This is a genomic window from Celeribacter halophilus (assembly GCF_900114135.1).
In the GTDB taxonomy this organism is placed as follows: Bacteria; Pseudomonadota; Alphaproteobacteria; order Rhodobacterales; family Rhodobacteraceae; genus Celeribacter; species Celeribacter halophilus.
The window spans coordinates 235,350-257,817 of record NZ_FORY01000004.1; the positions used below are offsets into that span (position 1 = coordinate 235,350).

General features: G+C 58.4%; 21 protein-coding genes. 7 read left to right on the forward strand and 14 right to left on the reverse strand.

The annotated features are described in order from the left end of the window. Window positions 1–25: 25 nt before the first annotated feature. Both BM152_RS05730 and BM152_RS05735 read right to left on the reverse strand, forming a co-directional pair. Window positions 26–1,450, reverse strand: coding sequence for a sensor histidine kinase (locus BM152_RS05730; RefSeq protein WP_231730492.1), 1,425 nt, complete (start codon window positions 1,448–1,450; stop codon window positions 26–28). Next, entirely contained in the window at window positions 1,440–2,111 is a 672-nt protein-coding gene (locus BM152_RS05735) for a response regulator transcription factor (protein WP_066601315.1), read from the reverse strand. The genes BM152_RS05730 and BM152_RS05735 overlap by 11 nt, the downstream gene beginning before the upstream one ends. A 169-nt stretch (window positions 2,112–2,280) precedes the next feature. Here BM152_RS05735 and BM152_RS05740 point away from each other — a divergent pair, with 169 nt between their 5' ends. From BM152_RS05740 to BM152_RS05750, 3 genes are all read left to right on the forward strand, one after another. Beyond that, window positions 2,281–3,270: a Bug family tripartite tricarboxylate transporter substrate binding protein gene (locus BM152_RS05740; RefSeq protein ID WP_066601314.1), complete on the forward strand. Its 990-nt coding sequence runs from the start codon at window positions 2,281–2,283 to the stop codon at window positions 3,268–3,270. 100 nt (window positions 3,271–3,370) lie between these two features. Beyond that, entirely contained in the window at window positions 3,371–3,802 is a 432-nt protein-coding gene (locus tag BM152_RS05745; protein ID WP_066601313.1) for a tripartite tricarboxylate transporter TctB family protein, read from the forward strand. A gap of 13 nt (window positions 3,803–3,815) precedes the next feature. Beyond that, on the forward strand, window positions 3,816–5,357 hold the full coding sequence (locus tag BM152_RS05750) for a tripartite tricarboxylate transporter permease (RefSeq protein WP_066601312.1): 1,542 nt from the start codon (window positions 3,816–3,818) through the stop codon (window positions 5,355–5,357). Between the two features lie 133 nt (window positions 5,358–5,490). Here the strand turns inward: BM152_RS05750 and BM152_RS05755 are convergent, their stop codons facing one another. From BM152_RS05755 to BM152_RS05790, 8 genes are all read right to left on the reverse strand, one after another. Beyond that, window positions 5,491–6,660, reverse strand: a complete 1,170-nt coding sequence (locus tag BM152_RS05755; RefSeq protein ID WP_066601310.1) for a M20 aminoacylase family protein — start codon at window positions 6,658–6,660, stop codon at window positions 5,491–5,493. A 3-nt stretch (window positions 6,661–6,663) separates the two neighbouring features. Next, the gene (locus BM152_RS05760; RefSeq protein WP_231730491.1) at window positions 6,664–7,173 is read right to left on the reverse strand and encodes an L-2-amino-thiazoline-4-carboxylic acid hydrolase; all 510 of its coding nucleotides are present in this window, start codon (window positions 7,171–7,173) and stop codon (window positions 6,664–6,666) included. Beyond that, window positions 7,170–8,468 (reverse strand): NAD(P)/FAD-dependent oxidoreductase, encoded by a 1,299-nt coding sequence (locus tag BM152_RS05765; RefSeq protein WP_066601306.1) that lies wholly within the window; start codon window positions 8,466–8,468, stop codon window positions 7,170–7,172. The genes BM152_RS05760 and BM152_RS05765 overlap by 4 nt, the downstream gene beginning before the upstream one ends. Beyond that, complete coding sequence (locus tag BM152_RS05770) at window positions 8,468–10,093, reverse strand: aminotransferase class V-fold PLP-dependent enzyme (protein ID WP_066601302.1); 1,626 nt, start codon at window positions 10,091–10,093, stop codon at window positions 8,468–8,470. The genes BM152_RS05765 and BM152_RS05770 overlap by 1 nt, the downstream gene beginning before the upstream one ends. Before the next feature lie 9 nt (window positions 10,094–10,102). Further along, the gene (locus BM152_RS05775) at window positions 10,103–11,749 is read right to left on the reverse strand and encodes an ABC transporter ATP-binding protein (protein ID WP_066601300.1); all 1,647 of its coding nucleotides are present in this window, start codon (window positions 11,747–11,749) and stop codon (window positions 10,103–10,105) included. Further along, entirely contained in the window at window positions 11,746–12,621 is an 876-nt protein-coding gene (locus BM152_RS05780) for an ABC transporter permease (protein ID WP_066601298.1), read from the reverse strand. The genes BM152_RS05775 and BM152_RS05780 overlap by 4 nt, the downstream gene beginning before the upstream one ends. Next, window positions 12,618–13,607, reverse strand: a complete 990-nt coding sequence (locus tag BM152_RS05785) for an ABC transporter permease (RefSeq protein WP_066601296.1) — start codon at window positions 13,605–13,607, stop codon at window positions 12,618–12,620. Before BM152_RS05785 ends, BM152_RS05780 begins: the two co-directional genes overlap by 4 nt. An 88-nt stretch (window positions 13,608–13,695) precedes the next feature. Further along, window positions 13,696–15,291 (reverse strand): ABC transporter substrate-binding protein, encoded by a 1,596-nt coding sequence (locus tag BM152_RS05790; RefSeq protein WP_066601294.1) that lies wholly within the window; start codon window positions 15,289–15,291, stop codon window positions 13,696–13,698. Between the two features lie 217 nt (window positions 15,292–15,508). On the opposite strand from BM152_RS05790, the gene BM152_RS05795 reads away from it, so the two are divergent. The 4 genes from BM152_RS05795 to BM152_RS05810 all read left to right on the forward strand — a co-directional run bounded on the left by BM152_RS05795 (window position 15,509) and on the right by BM152_RS05810 (window position 18,004). Beyond that, the gene (locus BM152_RS05795) at window positions 15,509–16,219 is read left to right on the forward strand and encodes an SDR family oxidoreductase (RefSeq protein ID WP_066601291.1); all 711 of its coding nucleotides are present in this window, start codon (window positions 15,509–15,511) and stop codon (window positions 16,217–16,219) included. A gap of 31 nt (window positions 16,220–16,250) precedes the next feature. After that, window positions 16,251–17,111, forward strand: coding sequence for a VOC family protein (locus tag BM152_RS05800; RefSeq protein WP_066601289.1), 861 nt, complete (start codon window positions 16,251–16,253; stop codon window positions 17,109–17,111). After that, window positions 17,108–17,620: an Lrp/AsnC family transcriptional regulator gene (locus BM152_RS05805; protein ID WP_082715308.1), complete on the forward strand. Its 513-nt coding sequence runs from the start codon at window positions 17,108–17,110 to the stop codon at window positions 17,618–17,620. Before BM152_RS05800 ends, BM152_RS05805 begins: the two co-directional genes overlap by 4 nt. A 174-nt stretch (window positions 17,621–17,794) precedes the next feature. Then, the gene (locus BM152_RS05810; RefSeq protein ID WP_066601287.1) at window positions 17,795–18,004 is read left to right on the forward strand and encodes a hypothetical protein; all 210 of its coding nucleotides are present in this window, start codon (window positions 17,795–17,797) and stop codon (window positions 18,002–18,004) included. A gap of 110 nt (window positions 18,005–18,114) precedes the next feature. On the opposite strand, the gene BM152_RS05815 is transcribed toward BM152_RS05810, so the two are convergent. The 4 genes from BM152_RS05815 to BM152_RS05830 are packed head-to-tail and all read right to left on the reverse strand — an operon-like array spanning window position 18,115 to window position 22,320. After that, on the reverse strand, window positions 18,115–18,762 hold the full coding sequence (locus BM152_RS05815) for an ATP-binding cassette domain-containing protein (protein ID WP_082715307.1): 648 nt from the start codon (window positions 18,760–18,762) through the stop codon (window positions 18,115–18,117). Further along, the gene (locus BM152_RS05820) at window positions 18,759–20,465 is read right to left on the reverse strand and encodes an ABC transporter permease (RefSeq protein WP_197418766.1); all 1,707 of its coding nucleotides are present in this window, start codon (window positions 20,463–20,465) and stop codon (window positions 18,759–18,761) included. Before BM152_RS05820 ends, BM152_RS05815 begins: the two co-directional genes overlap by 4 nt. Window positions 20,466–20,475: 10 nt before the next feature. Then, window positions 20,476–21,657 carry an ABC transporter substrate-binding protein gene (locus BM152_RS05825; RefSeq protein WP_066601281.1) on the reverse strand — a complete coding sequence of 394 codons (1,182 nt, stop codon included), beginning with the start codon at window positions 21,655–21,657 and terminating at the stop codon, window positions 20,476–20,478. A 48-nt stretch (window positions 21,658–21,705) separates the two neighbouring features. Next, window positions 21,706–22,320: a CDP-alcohol phosphatidyltransferase family protein gene (locus tag BM152_RS05830; RefSeq protein ID WP_066601279.1), complete on the reverse strand. Its 615-nt coding sequence runs from the start codon at window positions 22,318–22,320 to the stop codon at window positions 21,706–21,708. Between the last annotated feature and the right edge of the window lie 148 nt (window positions 22,321–22,468).

Here is a 22,468-nt window from a genome sequence, read left to right on the forward strand (position 1 = left end):
AGGCTTCTGACAAATGTCACGCGCTTCATGGCAAGCTGTCCTCTTCTTGTGCGGGAAATGACAAGGTGACACGAAATCCCGTATCAAGATGTTCCATCAGAACCTTGCCGTTGAACGCTCTGGCAACAGCCTGAACAATCGACAATCCGAGACCGGCGCTGTCACCTTTGGAGGCGGCGGAGCGCTCGAAACGTTGTCCTATTGTGCTCATGACTTCGTGTGGAGGGCCTGAGCCGGAATCCTGAACCCAGATCATGGCACAGCCTTGTTCCTTGGAAACTCCCAAAGTGACAGGAGAAACTCCATGTCGCAGACCGTTGGTCAGCATGTTTTTTACGGCCTCAGTAAGAGAAATGTCATCGGCAATCACGATCACCGGATGCTCTCCGATCGAAAGCCCCACCTCAATATCCGGTGCGAGAAACTCGTGATCTCTTTCTTCAAAAATACGCAAGGCAATATCTCGCAAATCAATGGACGCGGGTGGCGCATTGTCTGTGCGGTGGATGACCAAGGCGCGGGACAACATTTGATCAAGTAACGTCCCCAGAGAGCGTGTGCGTTTTACCAAACGTTCGAGACGCTGGACCCGACGGTCTTCTGCATCATCTTCTATGGCAAGTTCTGCCTGTGCGCGGATGGCCGCAACCGGAGTACGTAATTGATGCGCCGTATCGGAGATAAGATGCTTCATAGCGTCAACTTGACGATCCAGCCGTTGCATGAACCGGTTGAGGGCATGCACCATAACAGCGACCTCTGCCGGTCCCTGCGTCGACATGGGCGTGAGATCATATGGATTGCGTTGGGAAAGCTCGCGCGTAAGAGTTTCCAAGGGTTTCATGGAGGAGCGGATCACAAGAAACGCCCCCAAAAGCAGCGCCAAGCCGCCGAACCCTGTCATCACCAAGGCCCCTTTCGTCAGACCCAGCGCCATAGCATTGCGCGCTCTTAGCGTATGTCCGACCGTGACATACACGGCCCCCGAAAAGTCACGCTCCGAAAACAGCCGCGCCACAGTGACAAACCGCGCCCGCTCTGCTTGCATCCGGTTGTCATAAAACACGGGTGAGGTAAGCGTATCACTGAGATTGGCCGTTTTCGCCCCGCCCGAATATCCGGTGAGTACGGCACCATCAGGCCCCTGAATCGAATAATATATGCGGTCGTTCTCTGCCAGCGCCAGCAACCCGAAGGCAGATGCCGGAATATTGGCAACCGGTTGGCCGTCTTGGACAATTAGACTTTCGGCAATATCATTGGCCGCGCCGAGGAGGATTCTATCAAACGACTGGCGTGCGGCGTTGCGACCATAGGCGAAGGCTGCAAGGGCGACCACAATGCCACCCATTGCCAGAAGCGTGAACACTCCCGCCATCACACGCGCAAGTAAGGATCGTTCGCTTCCCGCCGTACGAGCGGCGATGGCGTCGAGAGGATCATCCATCATTGCAAATCCGGTACCCGACCCCACGGCGAGTCTCGATAGAGATACTCGAATCGGCGAGTTTCTTGCGCAAACGCGCGATATAAAGCTCGATTGCATTCACGCCAACATCCGCATCCTCAAACGCAAAAAGACCGTCATAGAGGCGTTTCTTGCTCAACGGAGTTTTTTGATTGCGCAGCAAAAGCTCCAGCAGAGTTGCCTCCCGCCGGGTGAGGTTGAGAGGCACGCCCTCCAAGGTGGCGGAAAGTCCGGCAGGCGAGAACTTGAGCGGGCCAAGCGTGACGACATCGGATTTTTGCTCAGCCTCTCGACGCACCAAAGCGCGCAGCCGCGCTTCGAGTTCGCGTTGATCGAAGGGTTTGATAAGATAGTCGTCTGCACCAAGATCAAGTGCTGTCACGCGATCATCGACAGAGAACAAAGCCGTCAACATCAGCACAGGCGTCCGGTTCCCGGAGGCACGCATGTCTTGCAACAATTCGGTGCCGTTGCGGTCAGGCAGGTTGATATCAAGCACAACCACATCATAGCGCTGAACCGCAAGGTAGTCTTCCGCAGAGTCACAGGTGTCTGCAATATCGCAGGCCATTCCGAACTTGCCCAAGCGTATGGCAATAGCTTCGGAAACATCCGCTGCATCTTCGACGATCAGTACCCGCATGCTTCCTCCAAAAACCGATCCTTGTCGCTCATGACAGGTTCGTGACAGGTTTGCCGATTACATCTCTCTCATAACCTTTCGCGAGGAGACCGAAAAGCTACGGTGCGAAAGTTTCGGACTTCGGGCGGCCATACGGCCCGACAGAAAACTATGTGGAGGAGTAAAACACATGATTATCAAGGCCACACGCCTCACCCTCGCTGCTGCCCTGCTCGGCGCATCTACATTCGGTGCATTTGCTGACGGGTTCACCCTTGAAAACCCTGAATGTATCGCACCGGCCAACCCCGGCGGCGGTTGGGATTTTACCTGCCGTCAGGTGGGTAAATCCATGCAAGACCTTGGCTTGCTCGACAAAACCCTTCAAGTCGTCAACCTTGCCGGCGGTGGCGGCGGCGTTGCCTTTGCTGAAGTCGTCAACAAACGTAGCGATGACGACAACCTGATTGTCGCCGCATCTTCGGCGACCGCGACCCGCTTGGCGCAAGGTGCATTTCCGGGCAACACGATGGATCAGGTGCGCTGGCTGGCTTCTGTCGGGGCGGATTATGGTGTGATTGCCGTGGCCGCAGATAGTGACATTGCGGACCTCCCGGCCCTGCTTGAGATGATCAAGACCGATTCTACTTCGGTTTCGGTCGCTGGCGGCTCTGCTGTGGGTGGCTGGGATCACCTGAAAGTTCTGATTGCTGCTGACGCCTATGGTGTCGAAGATGTGCGTACCGTAAAATACATCGCCTTTGATGGTGGCGGTGAAGCCGTAACCCAGCTTCTGGCCGGTTCGGTCCAAGCCTTCACGGGAGACCTTTCCGAAGCCAAAGGGTTCGTCGACAGTGGCGACATTCGCGTGATTGCGGTCCTCGCTCCGGAGCGTCTGGCAGGTGAATTTGCGGACTTTCCGACAGCACGAGAACAAGGTGTTGACGCCATCGGTGCAAACTGGCGCGGATTTTATGCCCCCGGCGACATGAGCGATGAAGCCTATGATACTTGGGTCTCCAAAATCGGCGCGCTTTATGCCTCCGACGAATGGAAAAACATCATGACGAATAACGGCCTCGCACCTCTTGATCTGCAAGGCCCCGAGTTCGAAGCCTTCGTGGCAGACAACGTGGCTCAAATCCAGAAAATCTCCAAAGAGATCGGCATTCTCAGATAAGCCTGTCTCAAGTGATCGTGCTGAGCGTCGCATTTTATGTGCGGCGCTCTCCTTTAGCGGCAAACGTGCCGTGTCTCATCCCTTATATAAGGAGACCATCATGAGTGATCGCGTTTTTGGTCTTTTCGGTCTTCTTCTCGCCATCGGGTTCGCCTTTGCGTCCTTGGCGATTGAAGAAAGCTTTCTATCCGATGCTGTTGGACCCAAAGCATTTCCGTTGATTATCGCCACCATTCTGGGGCTGAGTTCCATCGGAATCGCACTCAAGCCCGACGCATCGCCATCCTGGCCCGATCTCGGGCGTTTCGTTGAAATTATGGCCGCAGTTGTCGTCATGGTCCTCTACGCCGAGCTTCTTCCCGTCATCGGCTTTGTTTTCTCGACCGCATTCGCCGCGACCTACCTCACATGGCGGCTGGGTTCCGGTGCCGTTGCCTCCGTTGTGACCGGTGTCGGCACATCACTTGGCATCTACGTCGTTTTCCACCTTCTCCTTGGTCTTTCGCTCGCGCGCGGACCGCTCGGCTTTTAAAAGGAAGAGTCACATGGATACTCTGATTTCTCTTGCTGACGGCTTTGCTATCGCGCTGACGTGGCAGAACCTCCTACTTGCTCTGTTGGGATGTTTTCTGGGCACAATCATGGGTGCATTGCCCGGCCTCGGACCATCGAATGGCGTGGCTATTCTTATCCCATTGGCCTTCACACTCGGGCTCGGAGCCACCCCTTCCCTCATTCTCCTGACGTCCGTGTATTACGGCGCCATGTATGGTGGGCGCATCTCCTCGATCTTGCTCAATATCCCCGGTGACGAACCGGCGATGATGACGTGTCTTGATGGGCACCCTATGGCGAAAAACGGGATGGCAGGGCAGGCCCTGTCTCTTTCTGGTATCGCCTCTTTTGTCGGGGCCTTCTTTGCCACTTGGGGTCTGATTTTTCTGGCCCCTCAACTCGTCAAAATTGCACTTCTGTTCGGCCCTGCAGAATATTTCGCCCTCTTTGCTCTGGCCTTTATGACCCTTGGCGGAGTTTCCTCCACCAATCAGGCCAAATCCGCATTTGCCGCAGCTCTGGGGCTTGGCCTCGCGATGATCGGCGTGGATACTCAGACCGGCGTGCCGCGCTTTACCTTTGGTGAAGTGCATCTCTATGACGGGTTGGATTTCCTTGTGGCGATCGTAGGTCTGTTTGCACTGTCTGAAGTCTTCATCTTTCTTGAGCATCGCCACGGGGATGCAAACGGAAGCGCCGACAAAATTCAAGTGGGACGTCTCACCCCTCCGCTGTCGATGCTCAAACAAACCACACCCACCATGATCCGCTCCACAGCCCTCGGTTTTGTCGCCGGAGTTCTGCCCGGTGCAGGGGCTTCGCTCGGCTCCTTCATCTCCTATGCGTTTGAAAAGCGTCTGGTGGATAGCGAAGGCAAAACATTCGGCAAAGGCGATCCGCGTGGTGTTGCCGCCCCTGAAGCAGGCAACAACGCAGCCGCAGGTGGCGCACTCGTGCCAATGCTCGCGCTGGGTGTGCCGGGGTCTGGCACAACCGCCGTCCTGTTGGCTGTGCTCCTCTCGCTCAATATCACTCCGGGACCGTTGCTGTTTTCACAAAATCCGGACGTGGTCTGGGGCCTCATTGCAGCACTCTTTATTGCAAACATCATGCTGCTGGCGATGAACATTCCAATGATCGGCCTGTTCACGCGCGTGTTAATGGTACCGCCCCGCATCCTGATGCCGATTGTTGCAATGGTTTCTTTTGTCGGCATTTACGGGATTTCCGGATCGTCTTTCGATCTCCTCGTCATGATCGGCTTCGGCGTCATGGGGTGGGTGCTGCGCAAACTGGATGTCCCCTTGGTGCCGATCATTCTCGGAACGCTTCTTGGCAACTCGATGGAGAACAACCTGCGCCGCGCCATCAGTATCGATAACGGCGACTGGATGACCCTAATTGACAGCCCGCTGTCGATCACGCTCTGGCTCATCGCAATCATCGGGTTCATCTTGCCCTTGATCATCGGGCGCAAGGTGAAAACAAAGATGCATAGCTCGCGCGATGAAGAAGGCGCAATCTCGGACTGAAAACAGGCAGACGGCACAGATTGAGTGCCAAAACCGCCCATGTCCCAGATTGAAATGCTTAACACCGGCCCCTCTCGGAGCCGGTGTTTTGACATTCTGCAAATACCTCCCGACATATCGGGAAAGGTATCACTCACCCAAGAGGCAATCTCTGACGCACCAATGTGGTCCAATAGGAGCTGCCCCAAGGAATAACGTCATCATTGAAGTCATATTTCGGATGATGCAATGCCGCCGAAGGGCCGTTGCCGATGTTGATCATCGCGCCGGGCACTTCGTTGAGCATGAAGGAAAAGTCCTCTCCCCCAAGAGTTTGCGGCATGTCGAGATGGACATTTTCGACGCCCGCAACCTCCTGCGCGGCTTTCGCGGCCAGTTCGGTTTCATGCTCGTGGTTCACCGTCACAGGATAGTGCCGGATATAGTCGAGTTTCCCCACCGCACCGAAGGCCGCCGCGATATTGCCGGTCATGATGTGGAGACGTTCTTCGATCATATCGCGCACCTCTTCGCGCAATGTCCGCACAGTGCCGGTCAGGGTGACATCTTGGGGAATGACGTTGAACGCATTGCCCGCCTGAATGGTGCAAAGCGAAACCACCGCACTGTCAATCGGGTCCATATTGCGCGAGGTGAGGGTCTGCACCGCTTGCAAAAGTGCGCCCGCAACCGGCAGCGGGTCAATGTTCTGCTCGGGCCGCGCCGCATGGCCGCCGCGTCCGGTGATGGTGATCTTCACCTCATCGACAGAGCCCATGATCGGACCCGAATTGATGGTAAACTGTCCAAGCGGCAGATTCGGGCGGTTGTGCATCCCGTAGACCTCATTGCAAGGCCAGCGGGTGAAAAGACCGTCCTCGATCATCGCGCGCGCACCGGCGCCGCCTTCTTCGGCGGGCTGGAAAATCACGATCACCGTGCCGTCAAACGCGCGGCTTTCGGCAAGATGCCGTGCTGCGCCCAAGAGCATTGTCGTGTGGCCATCATGCCCGCAGGCATGCATCTTTCCCGCCACTTGCGAGGCGTAGGGCTTGCCCGTTTCCTCGATGATGGGAAGCGCATCCATATCCGCGCGCAGACCGATCATGCGACCGGATGCATCGCTCTGGCCTTTGATCACACCGACAACGCCGGTCTGGCCGATGCCTTCATGGACCTCGTCCACCCCAGCCGCACGCAGGGCTTCGGCAACCTTCTGGGCTGTACGTTTGACGTCATAGAGAAGTTCGGGGTTCATATGCAGATCGCGGCGAAACTCCGTCAGATCGGCAACCTGCTGGGCAACCCAGTTTTCAACAGCCATAGCTCAGGCCTCCTTTTTCATGCGGTAGCGGAAGTCGCAATGGCTTGCGCCTTTCATGATGGTCTGAGTGCGTGTCATCTCGATATCGGGGTTGTAACCGATGCAGAAATCCCCGTCGCGATTGCACGACAGAAGGTGCCCGATGTCGCCCAGTCCCATCTCCTGATACATCTCCGCATAGCGGCATTTCACAACATTGAAATCCATCTTTTCTTCGGACATTTCGATGGTCTCGATCCTGAGCGCGTCCTCGCGGATCCAGTTGGGCTGGATCGCCGCAAAATCCGTCAGATCGGGGGCATGGCCCAACTCGTCGGCCAGCATCTTTCCCTGTTCGATTGCGGATTTCGACACGGCGGCATCGAGTACAGCTTCGGCTTCTTCCCGCCCCGACCGTTCACTGATGACATCAAACACATGCTTGAGGATCATTGCTTCGATCTTCCGACGTAGAAGGATCGGAATGTCGTTTAAATCCATGCCTTTGGCTTCTGCCATGGGTGTCTCCGTCACAGGTTGATCTCCTTATGGTCCTGACGTTTGAGCCAGGTTAAATAGGTGGGGGCGACGCGCCGCACGATCCCGTGCATCGGGAAGGGATGCGGCTCGGTCACCGGCAGGGCCAGTTCATCTTCGGGCTGTCCGGTTGCCGCACGGGCCAACTCGCGCCCCAAGGACGTGCCAAGCGCCACGCCGCGCCCGTTGCAGCCGATCCATGCCCAACCATCAGGGCCAAGCCTGTGCACGCGCGGGAAGCGGTCCCAGTTCATGCCGATATAGCCGGACCAGACATGGGTCATCTCCGGCACCCCCAGTTCGGGGAAGGCTTCGGCCAGATTTGTCGCCGCTTTCCGGCGCACACGGTTGGCTACATCAATAGAGCCGATCACAGCTCCGCCAGTGATCAAGCGGTTGCGTGCGTCATAGCGGAAGAACCGCAGATCGCCACGGGTGTCCGAGACGGCCTGACGTCCCGGCAGGAGTTTCTGGCGCAGATTGTCGCCCACGGGTTCTGTCGCCATTTGCCAGCTCAGAACCGGCACGATCGAGCGGGCAATGCGCGGTGCAAGGCGCGGGGCCAACTCGCCCGTATAGGCGTTGCTCGCCATAATCAGCGCGCGGGCTTTCAACGTGCCTTCGGGCGTTTTGATGATCCATTGACTGCCCACACGCTCAAAAGAGGTCGCGGGGTTTTCCTCATGGATCACAGCGCCCAGATGCTCCGCCACACGCGCCATTTCACGCGCCAGCGCCAGCGGGTTGATATGGCCGCCGGTCGGGTTATACATCCCGCCATGCCAGAACTCCGATCCCAGAATATCGGCACAGGCTTGGGCGTCTTTCAATTCCGCCGGAAACCCGTAACGCTGCCACGCATCGACCCGTTTCTGCGACAGTTTCACACGACCCGGACTATGCGCAGGTTGGAACCAACCACTTTGCTCGGCCTCGGCCTGCATTCCGAATTCACGCACGAGATCAAACAGCACATCACCCGAATTGCCTATGAGGCGCACCATACGTTTGCCCGCGTCTCCATAGCGCGAGACCCAGACATCCGGCTCCGCAGAGGTCAGAATCGGAATGACCTGACCGTTGTTGCGACCGGAGGCGCCCCAGCCCGCAGCCTTGCCCTCGATCACAGTGGTCGCATGGCCACGCTTGCGGGCTTCAATGGCCGCAGACAGGCCTGTAAACCCTGCGCCAATGATTGCGACATCCGTTTCTTCGACGCCTTGCAGCGGGGAAGACAGGGGCCGCTCCGGCGCGGTTGCCGCCCAGAGCGATTTCGGAAACTCGACAGCCATCACGCAGCCCCTTTCGTTTTCTTGTCAGTCACCTCATGAGGCAACCAGAACCAGCGCAGCGCCTCTTCCTCGGAGGATAACTCCGGCCCGTGGGCACAGCTCTGTTTTCTGGCCTCTTCCGCCAGCCGGCGAGCCTCTGCCAGACAGGTCTCGAAATCGGGCACCAGATCGGCAGATGCTCCCTGCCCCAGCCACAGAGCGGAAAGTGCGGAAGGGCATGTGTCTTCGAAAGCAGGTGTGGCGCGCCAGATGCCTTCGACCGCGTCGAGGCGATAATAAGCCAGCATGTCGAGCCCGTGTTCTGCAACAAAACGGATTGCGGCGGCGATCTTGTCCACGTCTTCTTCGTCAAAGAACCAGTTGATCCCGAACCGCGCCCAGCCCGGACGGAAGATCGAATGACCATGCTGCACCGCCGCTTCGTGACGTGCGCTGGTGGTCTGGTCAATGTCGAGCAAGGCATGTCCGTAAGGACCGGCACAGGAGCACCCGCCTCGGGCTTGAATCCCGAAGAGATCATTGAGCAGCGCCACAACATAGTTGTGATGCAACAGCCGCCCTTTGACCCGCAGGTTGAAAGAAAAGATCCCGAGACGCGGCACATTGGACGGCCCCAGAAGCTCCATACCCGGAATGGCTCGCAGGGCGTCTTCCATCCGGCGGGTGAGCACAGTTTCGCGGGCCTCGACGCGGGTTTCGTCCATATCCCGTTTGAGTTGCATCACCATGCCTGCACGAATGTTGTCGACAATAGCAGGTGTCCCGCCTTCCTCGCGATGTTCCGGATCGGAAATATAGCTATGCCCTTCGGCAGTCACATAACTCACCGTGCCGCCCCCTGTCAGGGTTGGGCGGGCGCTGTCAAACAGGCTGCGCTCGGCAATCAACAGACCGGAGGCACCGGGACCGCCGGGGAACTTGTGCGGCGAGATCACCGCGGCGTCGATCCGGTCGCCCGCGCCCTTGACGCTTTCCGCAAGCTCAACGGGCATATATGGCGCGGCCGCCGCGAAGTCTGCCACGAAGAACGCGTCATGCGCATGAAGCAACTGCGCTACTGCACGCAGATCAGTGCGCACGCCGGTGACATTGGAAGCCGCCGAAAACGCCCCGATTTTGAGCGGCGCGTCCGCATGGGCCGCAATTTCACGCTCCAGCGTTTCAAGACAGATCGTGCCCGCCGCATTCAAAGGCACCCGCACCACCGTCGCGCCGCTTTCGCGCCAAGGCAGATCGTTGGAGTGATGCTCATAGGGGCCGACAAACACAACGCCGTCCGAGAGTCCCTTCATCGAAAAAGCACGCACCAGCTTGTCCACCGCGCCGGTCGCCCCCGATCCGGTGAAGATCACCGCATGGTTCTCGTCTGCCTTGACCGCTTTGCGCACCGCCTCGCGGGCCATTTCGCGCAACTGCGTGGTGCGCCGCCCGACGAAAGAGGTCTCTGTGTGGGTGTTGCCGTAATAGGGCAGAACATGGGTGCGGATGGCATCTTCGATAAAGCTGAGCGCACGTCCTGAGGCGACATAATCGGCGTAAATCAACGCGCGGGGACCGAAGGGGCCGGAGATTGACGCCCCTTCGCCGATCAACGCGCTGCGGATATCTTTAAATTCCAGTGACATTTCAGATCCTTAAGCAACATCCACGTGCAGCGACGGAGGTGTCCAGTCGCGGCCCGGAATAGAAGACAACAGATTTTGCGTGTAGGGGTGCTGCGGGTTGGCGAAGACTTCGGCGGTCAGGCCGGTCTCCACGATTTCACCCTTTTGCATGACGATGACGCGATCACAAAGCTGGGCTGCGACCCTGAGATCGTGGGTCACAAACAGCAGCGAGAGGTTCAACCGATCGCGCAAATCGGCAAGCAATTTAAGAACCTGCGCCTGCACAGACACATCCAGCGCCGAGACAGGTTCATCGGCAACGATGACTTTCGGCTCAAGCGCCAACGCGCGCGCAATGCCGATGCGCTGACGCTGCCCGCCGGAAAACTCATGCGGGAAACGGTTGGCCGCAGCGGGAGAAAGTTCGACAAGCTCCAAAAGCTTTTTGGCCTCTTCACGGGCCTGCGCCGGATCGGTGCCATGCACAATCGGCCCCTGAGCAATCAGATCAACCACCCGCTTGCGGGGATTGAGCGAAGCCATCGGGTCTTGGAACACCATTTGGATATGCTGACGCAAAGCCCGCAATTCTTTGGGTGTTGCCGCCAGCAGGTCACTGCCGTCCAGTTCGACAGAGCCTTGGTCACATTCCAGGAGCCGCGTGACGATCCGCGAGACCGTGGTTTTGCCTGAACCGCTTTCGCCCACAACACCAAGTGTTTCCCCCTGACGCAACTCAAAGCTCAGATCCTTGACCGCAGTCACGGCCTTGCGCTTGCCCGCAAACATCCCGCCTCGTGCCGCAAAGGTCTTTTTGAGACCTGTGCCCTTGAGAACCACTGGCGCGTCAGACGCGATTTTGAGCGGCGGCGGCGTCAGTGCCGGCACGGCGCCGATCAGGGCCCGTGTGTAAGGGTGTTGCGGATGGTTCAACACCTGATCCGTGGTGCCGCTTTCGACCAGTTCGCCACGGCACAGCACGGCCACCTTGTCAGCGATTTCGGCCACAACACCGAAGTCGTGGGTGATGAACAGAACCCCCGCGCCTTCTTCTTCCTGCAATTCCCGAATGAGTTTGAGAATTTGCAACTGCGTGGTGACGTCGAGCGCCGTGGTCGGCTCGTCCGCAATGATCAGCTTGGGCGACAAAACGAGCGACATGGCGATCATCACCCGCTGACGCTGCCCGCCGGAAATCTGGTGCGGGTAGGCGTTGTAGGCCGATGCGGGATCAGTGATATGCACCCGTTCGAGCATCTCGATAGCGCGGGCCTTCCGATCAGCCTTGCCCAGTTTCGTGTGCAGACGCAACACTTCGTCGATCTGCCAACCCACAGTCTTTTGCGGGTTGAGAGCCGTCATCGGCTCTTGGAAGATCATCGAAATGTCGGCCCCACGCAGATTGCGCATTTCGGCGTCGGTTTTGCCGCGCAATTCTTCGCCCAGAAACCGGATCGCACCGCCGGTAACGCGCACATGCGGCTCCGGCAAAAGCCCCATGATCGCACCGGCGCAAAGCGATTTGCCCGAGCCGCTTTCCCCCACAAGGCAGACGATCTCACCGGGTTCAATGATCAGGTCAAGCCCTTCGAGGGCATAGGGACGGTCCGCGCCTTTCGGAAGCGAAATTTCAAGATTGCACAGTTCGAGGACGGGAGGAGGTGTCTTGGTCATTTTTTCTGCCTCGGATTGAGCGCATCATTGAGCCCCTCGCCCAGAAGCGAAAAGGAAAGCACGGTGAGGATGATCGCGATGCCGGGGATCACGGCGCAGTAAGGTGCGGAGCGCAGCACAGCACGACCCTGACCAATCATATTGCCCCAGCTGGCATAGTTCGGGTCTCCAAGCGCAAGAAAGGCCAGTGCGCTTTCCATCAGGATCGACAGCGCCATGATGACGGAGGCGTAGACCACAATCGGCGGCATGGCATTGGGCAGGATTTCACGAAAGATGATGGAGGTGTTCGACACGCCCAGATTGCGCGCGGCATCGACAAATTCGCGATTTCTCAGGGACATGAACTCGGCACGCACCATACGGGCGGGCGCGGTCCAGCTCACGATGCCGATGGCCAGCGTGATCCATTCGATCTTGGACCCCATGATCGCGACGAGTGTCAGCAGAAGGACAAAGTTCGGAATGGTCTGGAAGGCTTCGGTAATCCGCATCAGGACATCATCGACCCATCCGCCAAAATATCCGGCCAGAGCGCCAATGACGACACCGATCACGATGGCAACCAATGTGGCAACCACCCCGATCAAAAGGGAGATGCGCGCGCCGTAGAAGACTCCTGCGAGCACATCCCGCCCAAGTTGATCCGTGCCCAGAGGCGTGGCCCAGTTGACGAAAGGCGGGGTCAGCGGATCGCCTGCACGACGCAGCGGGTCTCCCGGCTCGATGAGGCCAGCAGAGAGCGCCATGAGCACCACGACGGCAAAGAGAACGAGGCCCAGAACGGCAGCACGGTTGCGTTTGTAGCGGCGCCAGAACATCACATAGCGCGGCGGCTCGGGCGGGGCGATTTCAGTATCAGCAAGGGTCATGCGAGTTCAATCCGGCTGTCGAGACGTGCGTAAAGCAGGTCGGTGAGAAAGTTGACGACGACGACGATGATGGCGCAGAGGAAGATGATCCCCATCAAGGTGTTCATGTCGCGCTGCACAACAGACTGGTAGGCAAGCTGTCCCAGTCCGGGCAGGGTGAAGATGGTTTCGACCACGATAGAGCCCCCCAGCACGGTGGAGAATTGCAACCCCAGAAGCGTGATCACAGGTAACAGCGCGTTGCGCATGATGTGGTGGATCATGAGGCGGCCTTCCTTGGCGCCTTTGGCCCGTGCGGTGCGGACATAATCGAGATCGGCCACTTCCATCACAGAGGCCCGCATCAGGCGTAGGTAGAAGGCCAGATAGATCAGCGACAGCGCGGCGGTCGGCATGATCAGGTGGCGAATGACATCCCAGACGTGATCCCAACCGGTGTAGAAAGCGGCAATGGTCTTGATCCCGCCCACCGGCAACCAGCCGAGTTTGACGGAGAAAACCAGCATCAACATCAGGGAGAGGAAAAACGATGGCGTTGCGTAGAACACGAGGCCCAGAACGGAGATCAGGTTGTCCGTCGCGGAATAGGCGCGGCGCGCAGCAATCGCTCCAAGCGCGATACCCGCGGTGAAGGCAATGCTCAAAGACGCCGCCATCAGCATCAACGTGGTCCCGAGGCGTTCCATCAGGACCGTTGATACAGGTTGTTCATAGACAAAGGACCAGCCGAAATCAAAAGAGGCCAGCTTGACCATATAGCGCCAAAGCTGGACCCAGATCGGTTGATCCAGCCCGTATTCGGCCCGCAGTCGCGCAATAAATGCGGCATCGGCCCCGCCCATATCACCGACCAAAGCGTCCACCGTGTCGCCCGGTGCGAGTTTAAGCAAAAGAAACGTGCCAATCATGATCAGGATGACCACGGGGATGGCCTGAGCCAGACGCCTCAGCGCGTAGACCAGAATCGGAGGCATGTGCAGTGTCATTGTCGTTGGATCCTTCGGGATCGTGCCATTGGAAAGTCTTGGAAAAAAGGCGGGCGCGAAGGGTCACGCGCCCGCCAGAGAACAGGTCTTACTGTTCGAGCCAGAGGTCATACCAGCTCGACGAATTCCACCGCGGCGTGTTGTGGTGGTTGTGGAGCTTTTTGGAGGTGACCGAGATGAACGGATGCTCGATCGCGAAGATCACCGGCAGCTCTTCCATCGCTTTGGTTTGAATCTCGTGATACATTGCTGCACGTTTCTCTACGTCCAACTCGGACGCCGCAGTATCGATCAGTTGATCCATTTCATCGCTTTTCCAGCCGAACTGGTTGGTCCAAGGAGTGCCTTCCGGTTGACCGGAGCGCAGCCAGACCATTGTGGACACAGCAGGGTCGGACCGGAACTGGTGCCAGCCGTTCGCTGTATCGAAATCATGGTCACGGTAAACACCGTTCAAAAAGCCCGGCGCATCGTTGGTGAGGATCTCAACATCAATGTCGATCTCTTTCATCGCTTGCGAGAAATACTCGGCCCAAAGCTGGGTATATTCCCCCCAAGGCGCCGGACGGTGACGCAGGTGGAAACGATAGCCATCATCTTGCACCGGATAGCCGGCCTCATCGAGCATGGTCTTGGCCAGTTCTGTGTCATAGGCATAGGTTGGCACTTCATCGGTGTAATTGATGCCACCTGCACTCGGCACAGGACCGCGGCCCGGTTTTGCAAAACCGTGCATGACAGTTTGGATCGCATAATCGATGTCGAGACCGTGATACATAGCCTGACGCACTTTCACGTCGGCAAGGATCGGGTTGCGGTGATTGAACTCGACCGTGGAGTGGGCAACGTTATTTTCATAACCCTGTGTGCCAACATCGAACCGGTCGTCTTTGCTGAAACGGTCCACATCAGCCATGGACACACCGATAAAGCCGGATTCATGCACTTCGCCCGCTTCCAGAGCGGCGGCAGCGGCGGATTTGTCCTTGATAAAGCGCCAGACGATCCGGTCGAGATAGGGATAGCCCTCGCGCCAGTAGTCGTCGTTTTTTTCCGCCAGCACATATTGGCCGCGCTGGTATTCAACAAACTTGAACGGTCCCGTGCCAACCGGCGCGGTATTGTATTCGTTCTTGAGAATGTCCGTGCCTTCATACAGGTGTTTCGGCACTGGATGCCCCAGATCGGGCATGGCCGCGACGAAAAGCTCAAGCGGCATAGGTTTGGAATAGTTGAACACAGCCGTATGCGGATCGGGGCAATCGACGCTTTCGAGATTGGCCTGAAGCGCGGAGGAGTAGTTCAGAAGACCTTTCCAAAGCTCGATGGCGGAAAAGGCAACATCGTCACAAGTAAAGGGCTCGCCATCATGCCAGTTCACGCCCTCGCGCAGTTTGACTGTGATCGCCTTGCCGTCTTCAGAGCCTGACCATTCCGTCGCCAGAACGGGTTCGTAGCCCTCGTAGCTCTTGTCGATCAGCGGCTCCATGATTTTGCCGGTGATGTTATAGACGCCGGTCGAGGCACGCAGGCCCGGATTCAGGATGCGTTGCTCGGAAATCATATGGATGATCGCCGTGCCGCCTTTCTGGACTTCTTCTTCCGCATTGGCCACATAGGCCACGGAACTCAGAGCCCCCGTCATGGCAAGTGTGAGCCCTGCCTTTTTCATATTGAATGTCATCGTCTCTCGTTCTCCCGATTGATGGTCTGGATCGGCCCTATTGCGCTTGGCCTTATGCTTTGTTGGTGCAGTGCGTCTTGTAGCTTCAAATGACGAGATGGATCACGTATAGTCAACATGTAAAGCTAAATATTTTAGATAAATTGGGATTTTATCCTACACATTGCTCAAAAAGTGGTGTTACGATCTTTTTATTGCGGATAATTCGGGAAAAAATATGAAGAAAGTAGCATGGATCACCGGAGCAGGGTCGGGAATCGGCGCTGCGATGGCCGCTGGATTTGCCCAAGCGGGCTATCGCGTGGCGCTCACCGCCCGCAATCAAGGCGCTCTCGAAGCTGTTGCCGCCGAAATGCCCGCGGCTCAAGATGTTTTCATCCGCGCCGGTGATGTGACGAATCGCACGGATATGGCGCAAGCCGCCCAAGACATCGCCGCATGGAGTGGCAATCTGACGGTGCTTTGTAACAATGCCGGATTGAACATCCCGAAACGCACATGGGCGGATCTGGACTGGGAAAGCTGGGATCAGGTGATTGATGTGAATATCACCGGTGCGCTCAATGTCATTGCCGCCTGTCTGCCGATCATGCGCGCGCAACAGGACGGGGTGATGATCCATACCTCAAGCTGGGCAGGACGGTTTCACTCTCCGGTCAGTGGTGTGGTGTATGGCGCGTCGAAACATGCGTTGTCCGACCTGTCGCTGAGTCTCAACGACGAAGAGGGCAAGAACGGCATCCGCTCGACAGCCCTCTGCCCCGCCGAGGTCGCCACACCGCTTCTCGCCAAGCGCCCCGGCTTTGACACCGACAAACTCGCCGCAATGATCCAACCCGAAGACATGGCCAAAACCGCCGTGTTCGTCGCAGAGATGCAACCCGGCATCAGCCTGCCGGAAATTGTGCTCTCCCCCGTCCGCAAATAACGCCGCCAACCATTTCTTTGGAGAATTTGAAATGACCCACCCTGCCAAAGGTATCGACCATTGCTTTGCTCTCGTCGATGATCTCGATGCTGCCGCCGCGCAATTTCAAGCCCTCGGATTTACGCTTTCGCCCCGTGGTGCCCATTCGGCGGCCAAGGGCACGGCGAATTACACCATCATGTTCCCGAACGACTATTTTGAATTGCTGGGCATTTTGGCCCCGACAGAACTGAACGCGGCACGCCGGGAGACCTTGGCAACACAGGGGCAAGGGCTCCATGCCGTCGCCTGCCGCATCGACGACGCGGAAGAGGCTGCGAAAGCCCTGTCCGCACGTGGCATTGCAACGCAAGGCTTGGGCAGCTTCTCCCGCCCCGTGCCTCTGCCCGACGGCTCCGAAGGGGTCGCCGCTTTCTCGACCGTTGCCTTCGCACCAGAGGAGACACCCCTCGGCAGCGTCTTTATGTGTCAGCACAAAACGCGGGAGACCGTGTGGATTCCGGAGCTTTTCGACCACGCGAACACCGCCTGCGGCCTTGATGCCATTCTGGCCATCTCCGAGACCCCCGAAAAAGATGCAAAAGCCTTCGCGCGGCTCTGGGCGGCGGGACAAATCTCCGAAGTTGAAGGCGGCTACAAGGTCTCCACCGGCCCGAATTCGGCCTCCCTGATCCTGTGCACACCGGACGCAATGGCAGCCCGTTATCCTGCGACAAATCTCGCAGCGACCGCGCAAGGGGCTTTCACAACCCTGCGCCTCAAGACCCACGACCTTGACCGCCTGAAAAGTTGCCTTGAGCAGTCGGATGTGGCTTTTTCTGAAACATTGAAAGGTGTCTGTGTTGGCCCCGAATTTGCAGCAGGAGTAGTTATGGAGTTTGTTCCCGCATGACAGAACCGCGCCCCCGCAAGACTGGATCAAAGCCGATCGAAAGCATTACCTTCGATGAAACAGATCGGCGCATTCTGGAAATCCTGCAAAGAGACAGCGACACGCCGATTCAGGCCATTTCCGAAGCGGTAGGCCTGTCAGCCAACCCCTGTTGGCGCCGGATCAAGAGGATGGAAGAGGCGGGCGTCATCAAAAAACGGGTCGCTCTGGTGGACCAGACCCGCGCCAATGTGCCCTTGACCGTGTTCATCGGCGTTAGCACCTCGCATCACGAAATCGACTGGCTGAACAAGTTTCGGGAATTGATCGACGAAATCCCCGAAGTGGTCGAAGCCTACCGCCTGACCGGCACGGTAGATTATATCCTCAAAGTCGTCGTGCCGGACATGGCCCGTTATGACGCCGTATACAAACAGATGATCCAGAAACTGGAGTTCAGTCAGGTCAATTCCATGATCTCTATGGAAGAATTGAAATTCACCACCGCCATCCCCACGGCGTATCTGTAACTTTGTCCTGCAAGTCAGCCCCCTGAAGCCCGTGCAAAGGGTGCGCGGATTTTGAGCGGAGTTGCGTCTGTTGCATATTGGGTATCTGCATTTTCGGGGTGCTCAATCGCGGCGCCGCGCCCCATCTTATAGGCAGGGAGGAAGAGACCGAGTTACATAAGCGGAGTTCTTCCAATGGCATATGCCAATGCACATCATCACGGATCCAACCTGCGCCACAAGCTGGCGCGGCCTTTCATCGCGATCAACCACATGCTCGACAACCTTGCCGAAGCGGTCGCAATGACACAAGAAGCGCGCCGCGTTGCCGACATGTCGGACGATGCTCTGGCCGCCGAAGGTCTGACACGCGCCGAAGCCATCCAACGCGTGTTCCTCAAATAAGCACTGCGCGACCTGCGCACTAATCCGCACCAAATGCGCCCCTTAACTCCGCCGGCGGCGCGTTTGGTGCGATGGCTTTTTCAGCCCGGCCCAACAGAAAACATCCTCTCTCAGGCCCCACCCGCTTTCAACGCGATGACAGGGCCGCCAGCTGCGGCGGCATCTTCGGGGTCATGGGTGACGAGCAGCGTCGGGATGGCACATGATCTCACATGTTCGAAGGTAAAACTCCGCATATCCTCACGCAGCCCTGCATCCAGTTTCGAGAACGGTTCATCCAGCAGCAAGGCCGCAGGTTCGGCCAACAATGTGCGCATAAGCGCGGCGCGGGCACGTTGACCGCCCGACAATGTCGCCGGATCACGGTCATAAAGCCCCTCCAGCCCCGCCTGCGTCAAAGCCGTTTCCACCGCGGCGCGACGTTTTGCTCGCCCACGCAAACTGCACGGCAGACCAAAAGCCAGATTGTCGCCAACCGACATATGCGGAAAGAGCAGTGCATCCTGAAACATCAATCCGATCCGCCGCGCTTCGGCGGGAAGACTAGTGACATCACGCCCGTTCAACCGCACCGCGCCGGAGAAGTGAAATCCGTGACCAAGATGCCCGCCAATTGCATCCAACAGGGTCGATTTGCCCACACCGGACGGCCCCATCACAGTCACCACCTCTCCCGCCGGAATCGTCAGGCTCAGTGGGGCAAACAACGGCTGCCCGTTCATTGCACGGATGGATAGTGCATCAAGATCAAGGCTCATGTAGCAGAAGCTCCGGAAAGGGCACGGCGGTTGCGATGCAGGACCGCAGGCAGCGCAAAGGCGACGAGATAAGCGGCAAAGGGCAGGCCCGCTTGCAGCGTGGCATAGACTCCGGTGACACGACGATCCGAGCCGGAGGACAGGGTGACGGCTTCCGTTGTCAGCGTCACAACACGGCCCGCCCCCATGAAAAGCGTCGGCAGGTATTGCGCCACTGAGACAGCCACCCCGATGGCCGCAGAGGTCAGGATCGGACGGAGCAGAACCGGCAGTTTGATAGCCCAAAGCCTGCGGTTCGGCCCTGCCCCCAACGCTGCTGCGGCGCGGATCATACGCGGGTCCAACGCGCGCCAAGGATCCGTCAGCGCGATCATCACGTAGGGAAAAACAAAGAGAACCTGCCCCCAGATCACGGCCCAGAGACTGCCCGACAGGCCGATATGAAGGAAACCGGCATTCAACCCGTAGAGAAAACCGATTTGCGGGATCAGTAGCGGCAGATAGATCATCGCTTCGGCCCAAGGAGCGCGGCGGCGGTTGGCGCGATCCTCACCCTCCAGCCACGCAATCGCCAGCGCGAGCGACAGCCCAACGGTTGCCAGCGCCAGAACCAGCGTGGTTCCAAGCGCCTCCATCCAGCCGCCTTGCGCCCGCGCCCACGGCTTTGGCGACCAGCTTTCCGGCCATATCTGCGGAAAGGACCAGCGCCACGCCAGCGACCAGATCACAAGCGACAGGATCGCCAGCACCCCCAATGCCATCAGCGTCATCACCACCACAGTGGCCAGGCGCAATCCCGGTTCAGTCGACAGTCCCCGTCCTCCGCGCCTGAGCCACCAGCGACCAAACCTTTTGGCCAGAGCTTCCAATCCGATCAACAGCGCCACTGCCCCACCTACGATCACAGCCTGCAAAATCGCACCGGCAGAGGCGGGCAGGATCATCGCCGGATCAGGATCACTGAACCAGCGCGTCACAGCCACCGCCAGGGTCGGCGGAGTCGAAGGACCAAGGATGATGGCCATATCCACGACCGAGAGCGCATAGGCCAGCACGACCCAGAGCGGCAGACGGATCAGCGGCCAGACCTGTGGCATGATGACCTTGATCCAGACAATGCCCCGCCCGTAGCCAAGCGCACGCCCCGCCGCCATATGACGCGCCACGGAGATCTGGCTGAGCGCGGAGAGAATCACCAGCAACAGAAACGGCAATTCCTTGACCATCAGACCGATCATCAAACCCAGCCCCCAGCTGTCATTGACGGTGGCAATGTCCGGCGGATGCGCCCAGCCAGCAATCGGCGCAATCATCCGTGCGATCCAGCCGGAGGGAGCCAGAACAAAAGCCAGCCCCACCGCCATCGCCGCATGGGGAATGGCCAGAAACGGCGTCAGCATACGCGCGCCTGACGAGGGTGTGATCCGCGCATGGACGGCGGCGCAAAACCCGACCGCCAGCAACAGAGAAAGCAAGGTCGAGCCAAGCCCAGTCACCAATGTCAGGCGCAGGCTGGTGGCAAAACCCGGAAGTTCGACCAAGGCCCGCCACGGATCAAGCGAGACCACGTCCCGCCCCAAGGCCGGCAGGATGCCGAAGGCGGCGCGTCCTGTCTGCCACAGGCCAAGGGCTATCGGGGCGATCAGGCCAAGCCCGACCACTGCCAGAACAGCCATGCGCAGCAGGCGACCTTGGTGTTTCATACGGTGCGGCTCATTCGACGTAACGCTGCGCCCAGACTTCCGTCAGCCGCGTCATCCAGCTTGCATGCGGCTCCAGAAGCGTCGGACCAAGCTCCTCCCGTGTCGGCAAGGCTGGCGCACTTGGCAACGCGTCAAACACGGCTTTGGCCTCCGCATCCAGCCGCGCGGGGTCCAGCACGGAGAAGGAGCCCAACACTTCGATATTCTGCATATGAGCCTGCGTGGCGGGGTCGAGCAGGAAGTTTGCGACGACCATCGCCCCTTCAGCATTGGCTGCGTTATAGGGGATGGCGACGAAGCTGATGTTGCCGAGACTGCCGCCTTCTGGAACAAAGACGCGGGCACTTTCCGGCAACAGCCCGTCTGCGATGGCGGCGGCGGTCGAGGCGGGATCAAAGGACATGGCAATATCCACCTCGCCATCATTGAGCAACTGTTGCTGCACGGATTCATTGGCCGGATAGGTCTCTCCCCCGCGCCACAGGTTCGGGCGCAGTGCGTCATACCACGCCCAAAGCGGTGCTGTGGCTTCGGCAAATCGGACATCGGTGACGGGTTCTTGCAAGATGTCGCGATCAGGAGCCAGTTCGATCAGGGCTTGTTTCAGGAAGGTCGCGCCCATGAAATTGGACGGATCGGGGTGGGTAAACCGCCCCGGATGCGCGGCGGCCCAATCTGCGAAATCGGCCATAGTGCGCGGCGGCTCTGGCACACGCGCGGAGTCATAGCTGAACACAAAGCGCGCAAGTCGCCACGGGCTTTCCATCCCCTCAACAGGCACGGTGAAATCGACCGAAGCGGGCGAGTCCGGCCCGAGGTCGAGATAGCGCGCATTGGGCAGGTCAGCCACGAAAGGACCATAGAGCAGGTCCTGTTCCTTCATCGCCAGAAAATTCGGCCCGTTGATCCAGATGAGATCCACACTCCCGCCCGTATCCTGACCCGCGGATTTCTCCGAAAGCACGCGAGTGACAGCTTCGGCCGTATCGCTCAGTTTGACCTGTTCGACCTCAACGCCATAGAGCGCTTCGGTCTGGTCCTCCACCCAGTCAATAAAGGCATTGGTGCGCGCATCGCCGCCCCATGCGTTCCAGTAGACCGTCTGCCCTCGTGCGGCGTCCAAGGTCTGTTGCCAATCGGCCAAGGCCGGTGTGGCAAGCAATGACAGGGCGAGGATGAGAGAAGTTTTCATAGGGTCTCCGAAACAAGTTTGGTCGATACAGCCGCGCAGTTGCTGCCATTATTTCCGTGATGAGAAGGCTTGCCAACCTTGGTGCCAGCGCAGGACGGTGGTCAAGGCACATGCCGCTGCGTAACCATAGGCCAGCAGCGCAAAGCCCTGCGGGAAAAGACACATCACGACAAACACCGCAATGGTCTCGAACCCTTCGGTCAGGCCACCCAGATAGTAGATGCCTTTGGACGGGAACTCCGTTGCCGTCTCCCCGCGCTTGGCGGCGATGGCCGCGAAGGCCAGAAAAGACGACCCCGTGCCGACGAAAGCGGCGATCAGGACGGCTGTGGGCAAAGCATTCTGTATCGGGTCCGCAAGCGCAAAGCCCAAGGGGAACAGTGCATAGAAAACAAAGTCGAGCGCGATATCCAGAAACGCGCCACGGTCGGTCGGCTTGGACAGGCGCGCCACCGTGCCGTCCAGCCCGTCCGCCAGCCGGTTTACCAAGAGCAGAGCCAGGGCCAGACCATAGACCCCGAAAGCCAGCGCTGGAATTGCCAAAAGGCCAAGGCCAAAGCCAGCAAGCGTGATGTGGTCCGCCTGAACACAACGCGCGACCAACCACTGCCCCATCGGGGTCAGCAAGCGTCGTTGCAACGGCTGAATTGCCGCATCAATCATACCCGTCTCCAATCATACAGCGGTTCGCCAAAGCCCGCTGCCTCGAACACATAATGTCCGGACCTCACGCCGCAGCTTTCCTCCTCGGCAAAAATTCGCCGAGCGCAAAGTCGGCTTGATATAGATGGCATATCACATTTTACCAAGC

What these genes read in the sequence shown, in the direction of transcription:
- BM152_RS05740 (WP_066601314.1), top strand. Translation starts at nt 2,281, where the DNA reads ATGATTATCAAGGCCACACGCCTCACCCTCGCTGCTGCCCTGCTCGGC.
- BM152_RS05765 (WP_066601306.1), bottom strand. Translation starts at nt 8,468, where the DNA reads ATGGCTGTCGAGTTTCCGAAATCGCTCTGGGCGGCAACCGCGCCGGAG.
- BM152_RS05795 (WP_066601291.1), top strand. Translation starts at nt 15,509, where the DNA reads ATGAAGAAAGTAGCATGGATCACCGGAGCAGGGTCGGGAATCGGCGCT.
- BM152_RS05735 (WP_066601315.1), bottom strand. Translation starts at nt 2,111, where the DNA reads ATGCGGGTACTGATCGTCGAAGATGCAGCGGATGTTTCCGAAGCTATT.
- BM152_RS05785 (WP_066601296.1), bottom strand. Translation starts at nt 13,607, where the DNA reads ATGACACTGCACATGCCTCCGATTCTGGTCTACGCGCTGAGGCGTCTG.
- BM152_RS05780 (WP_066601298.1), bottom strand. Translation starts at nt 12,621, where the DNA reads ATGACCCTTGCTGATACTGAAATCGCCCCGCCCGAGCCGCCGCGCTAT.
- BM152_RS05730 (WP_231730492.1), bottom strand. Translation starts at nt 1,450, where the DNA reads ATGATGGATGATCCTCTCGACGCCATCGCCGCTCGTACGGCGGGAAGC.
- BM152_RS05815 (WP_082715307.1), bottom strand. Translation starts at nt 18,762, where the DNA reads ATGAGCCTTGATCTTGATGCACTATCCATCCGTGCAATGAACGGGCAG.
- BM152_RS05820 (WP_197418766.1), bottom strand. Translation starts at nt 20,465, where the DNA reads ATGAAACACCAAGGTCGCCTGCTGCGCATGGCTGTTCTGGCAGTGGTC.
- BM152_RS05755 (WP_066601310.1), bottom strand. Translation starts at nt 6,660, where the DNA reads ATGGCTGTTGAAAACTGGGTTGCCCAGCAGGTTGCCGATCTGACGGAG.
- BM152_RS05745 (WP_066601313.1), top strand. Translation starts at nt 3,371, where the DNA reads ATGAGTGATCGCGTTTTTGGTCTTTTCGGTCTTCTTCTCGCCATCGGG.
- BM152_RS05790 (WP_066601294.1), bottom strand. Translation starts at nt 15,291, where the DNA reads ATGACATTCAATATGAAAAAGGCAGGGCTCACACTTGCCATGACGGGG.
- BM152_RS05750 (WP_066601312.1), top strand. Translation starts at nt 3,816, where the DNA reads ATGGATACTCTGATTTCTCTTGCTGACGGCTTTGCTATCGCGCTGACG.
- BM152_RS05770 (WP_066601302.1), bottom strand. Translation starts at nt 10,093, where the DNA reads ATGTCACTGGAATTTAAAGATATCCGCAGCGCGTTGATCGGCGAAGGG.
- BM152_RS05775 (WP_066601300.1), bottom strand. Translation starts at nt 11,749, where the DNA reads ATGACCAAGACACCTCCTCCCGTCCTCGAACTGTGCAATCTTGAAATT.
- BM152_RS05825 (WP_066601281.1), bottom strand. Translation starts at nt 21,657, where the DNA reads ATGAAAACTTCTCTCATCCTCGCCCTGTCATTGCTTGCCACACCGGCC.
- BM152_RS05810 (WP_066601287.1), top strand. Translation starts at nt 17,795, where the DNA reads ATGGCATATGCCAATGCACATCATCACGGATCCAACCTGCGCCACAAG.
- BM152_RS05805 (WP_082715308.1), top strand. Translation starts at nt 17,108, where the DNA reads ATGACAGAACCGCGCCCCCGCAAGACTGGATCAAAGCCGATCGAAAGC.
- BM152_RS05830 (WP_066601279.1), bottom strand. Translation starts at nt 22,320, where the DNA reads ATGATTGATGCGGCAATTCAGCCGTTGCAACGACGCTTGCTGACCCCG.
- BM152_RS05800 (WP_066601289.1), top strand. Translation starts at nt 16,251, where the DNA reads ATGACCCACCCTGCCAAAGGTATCGACCATTGCTTTGCTCTCGTCGAT.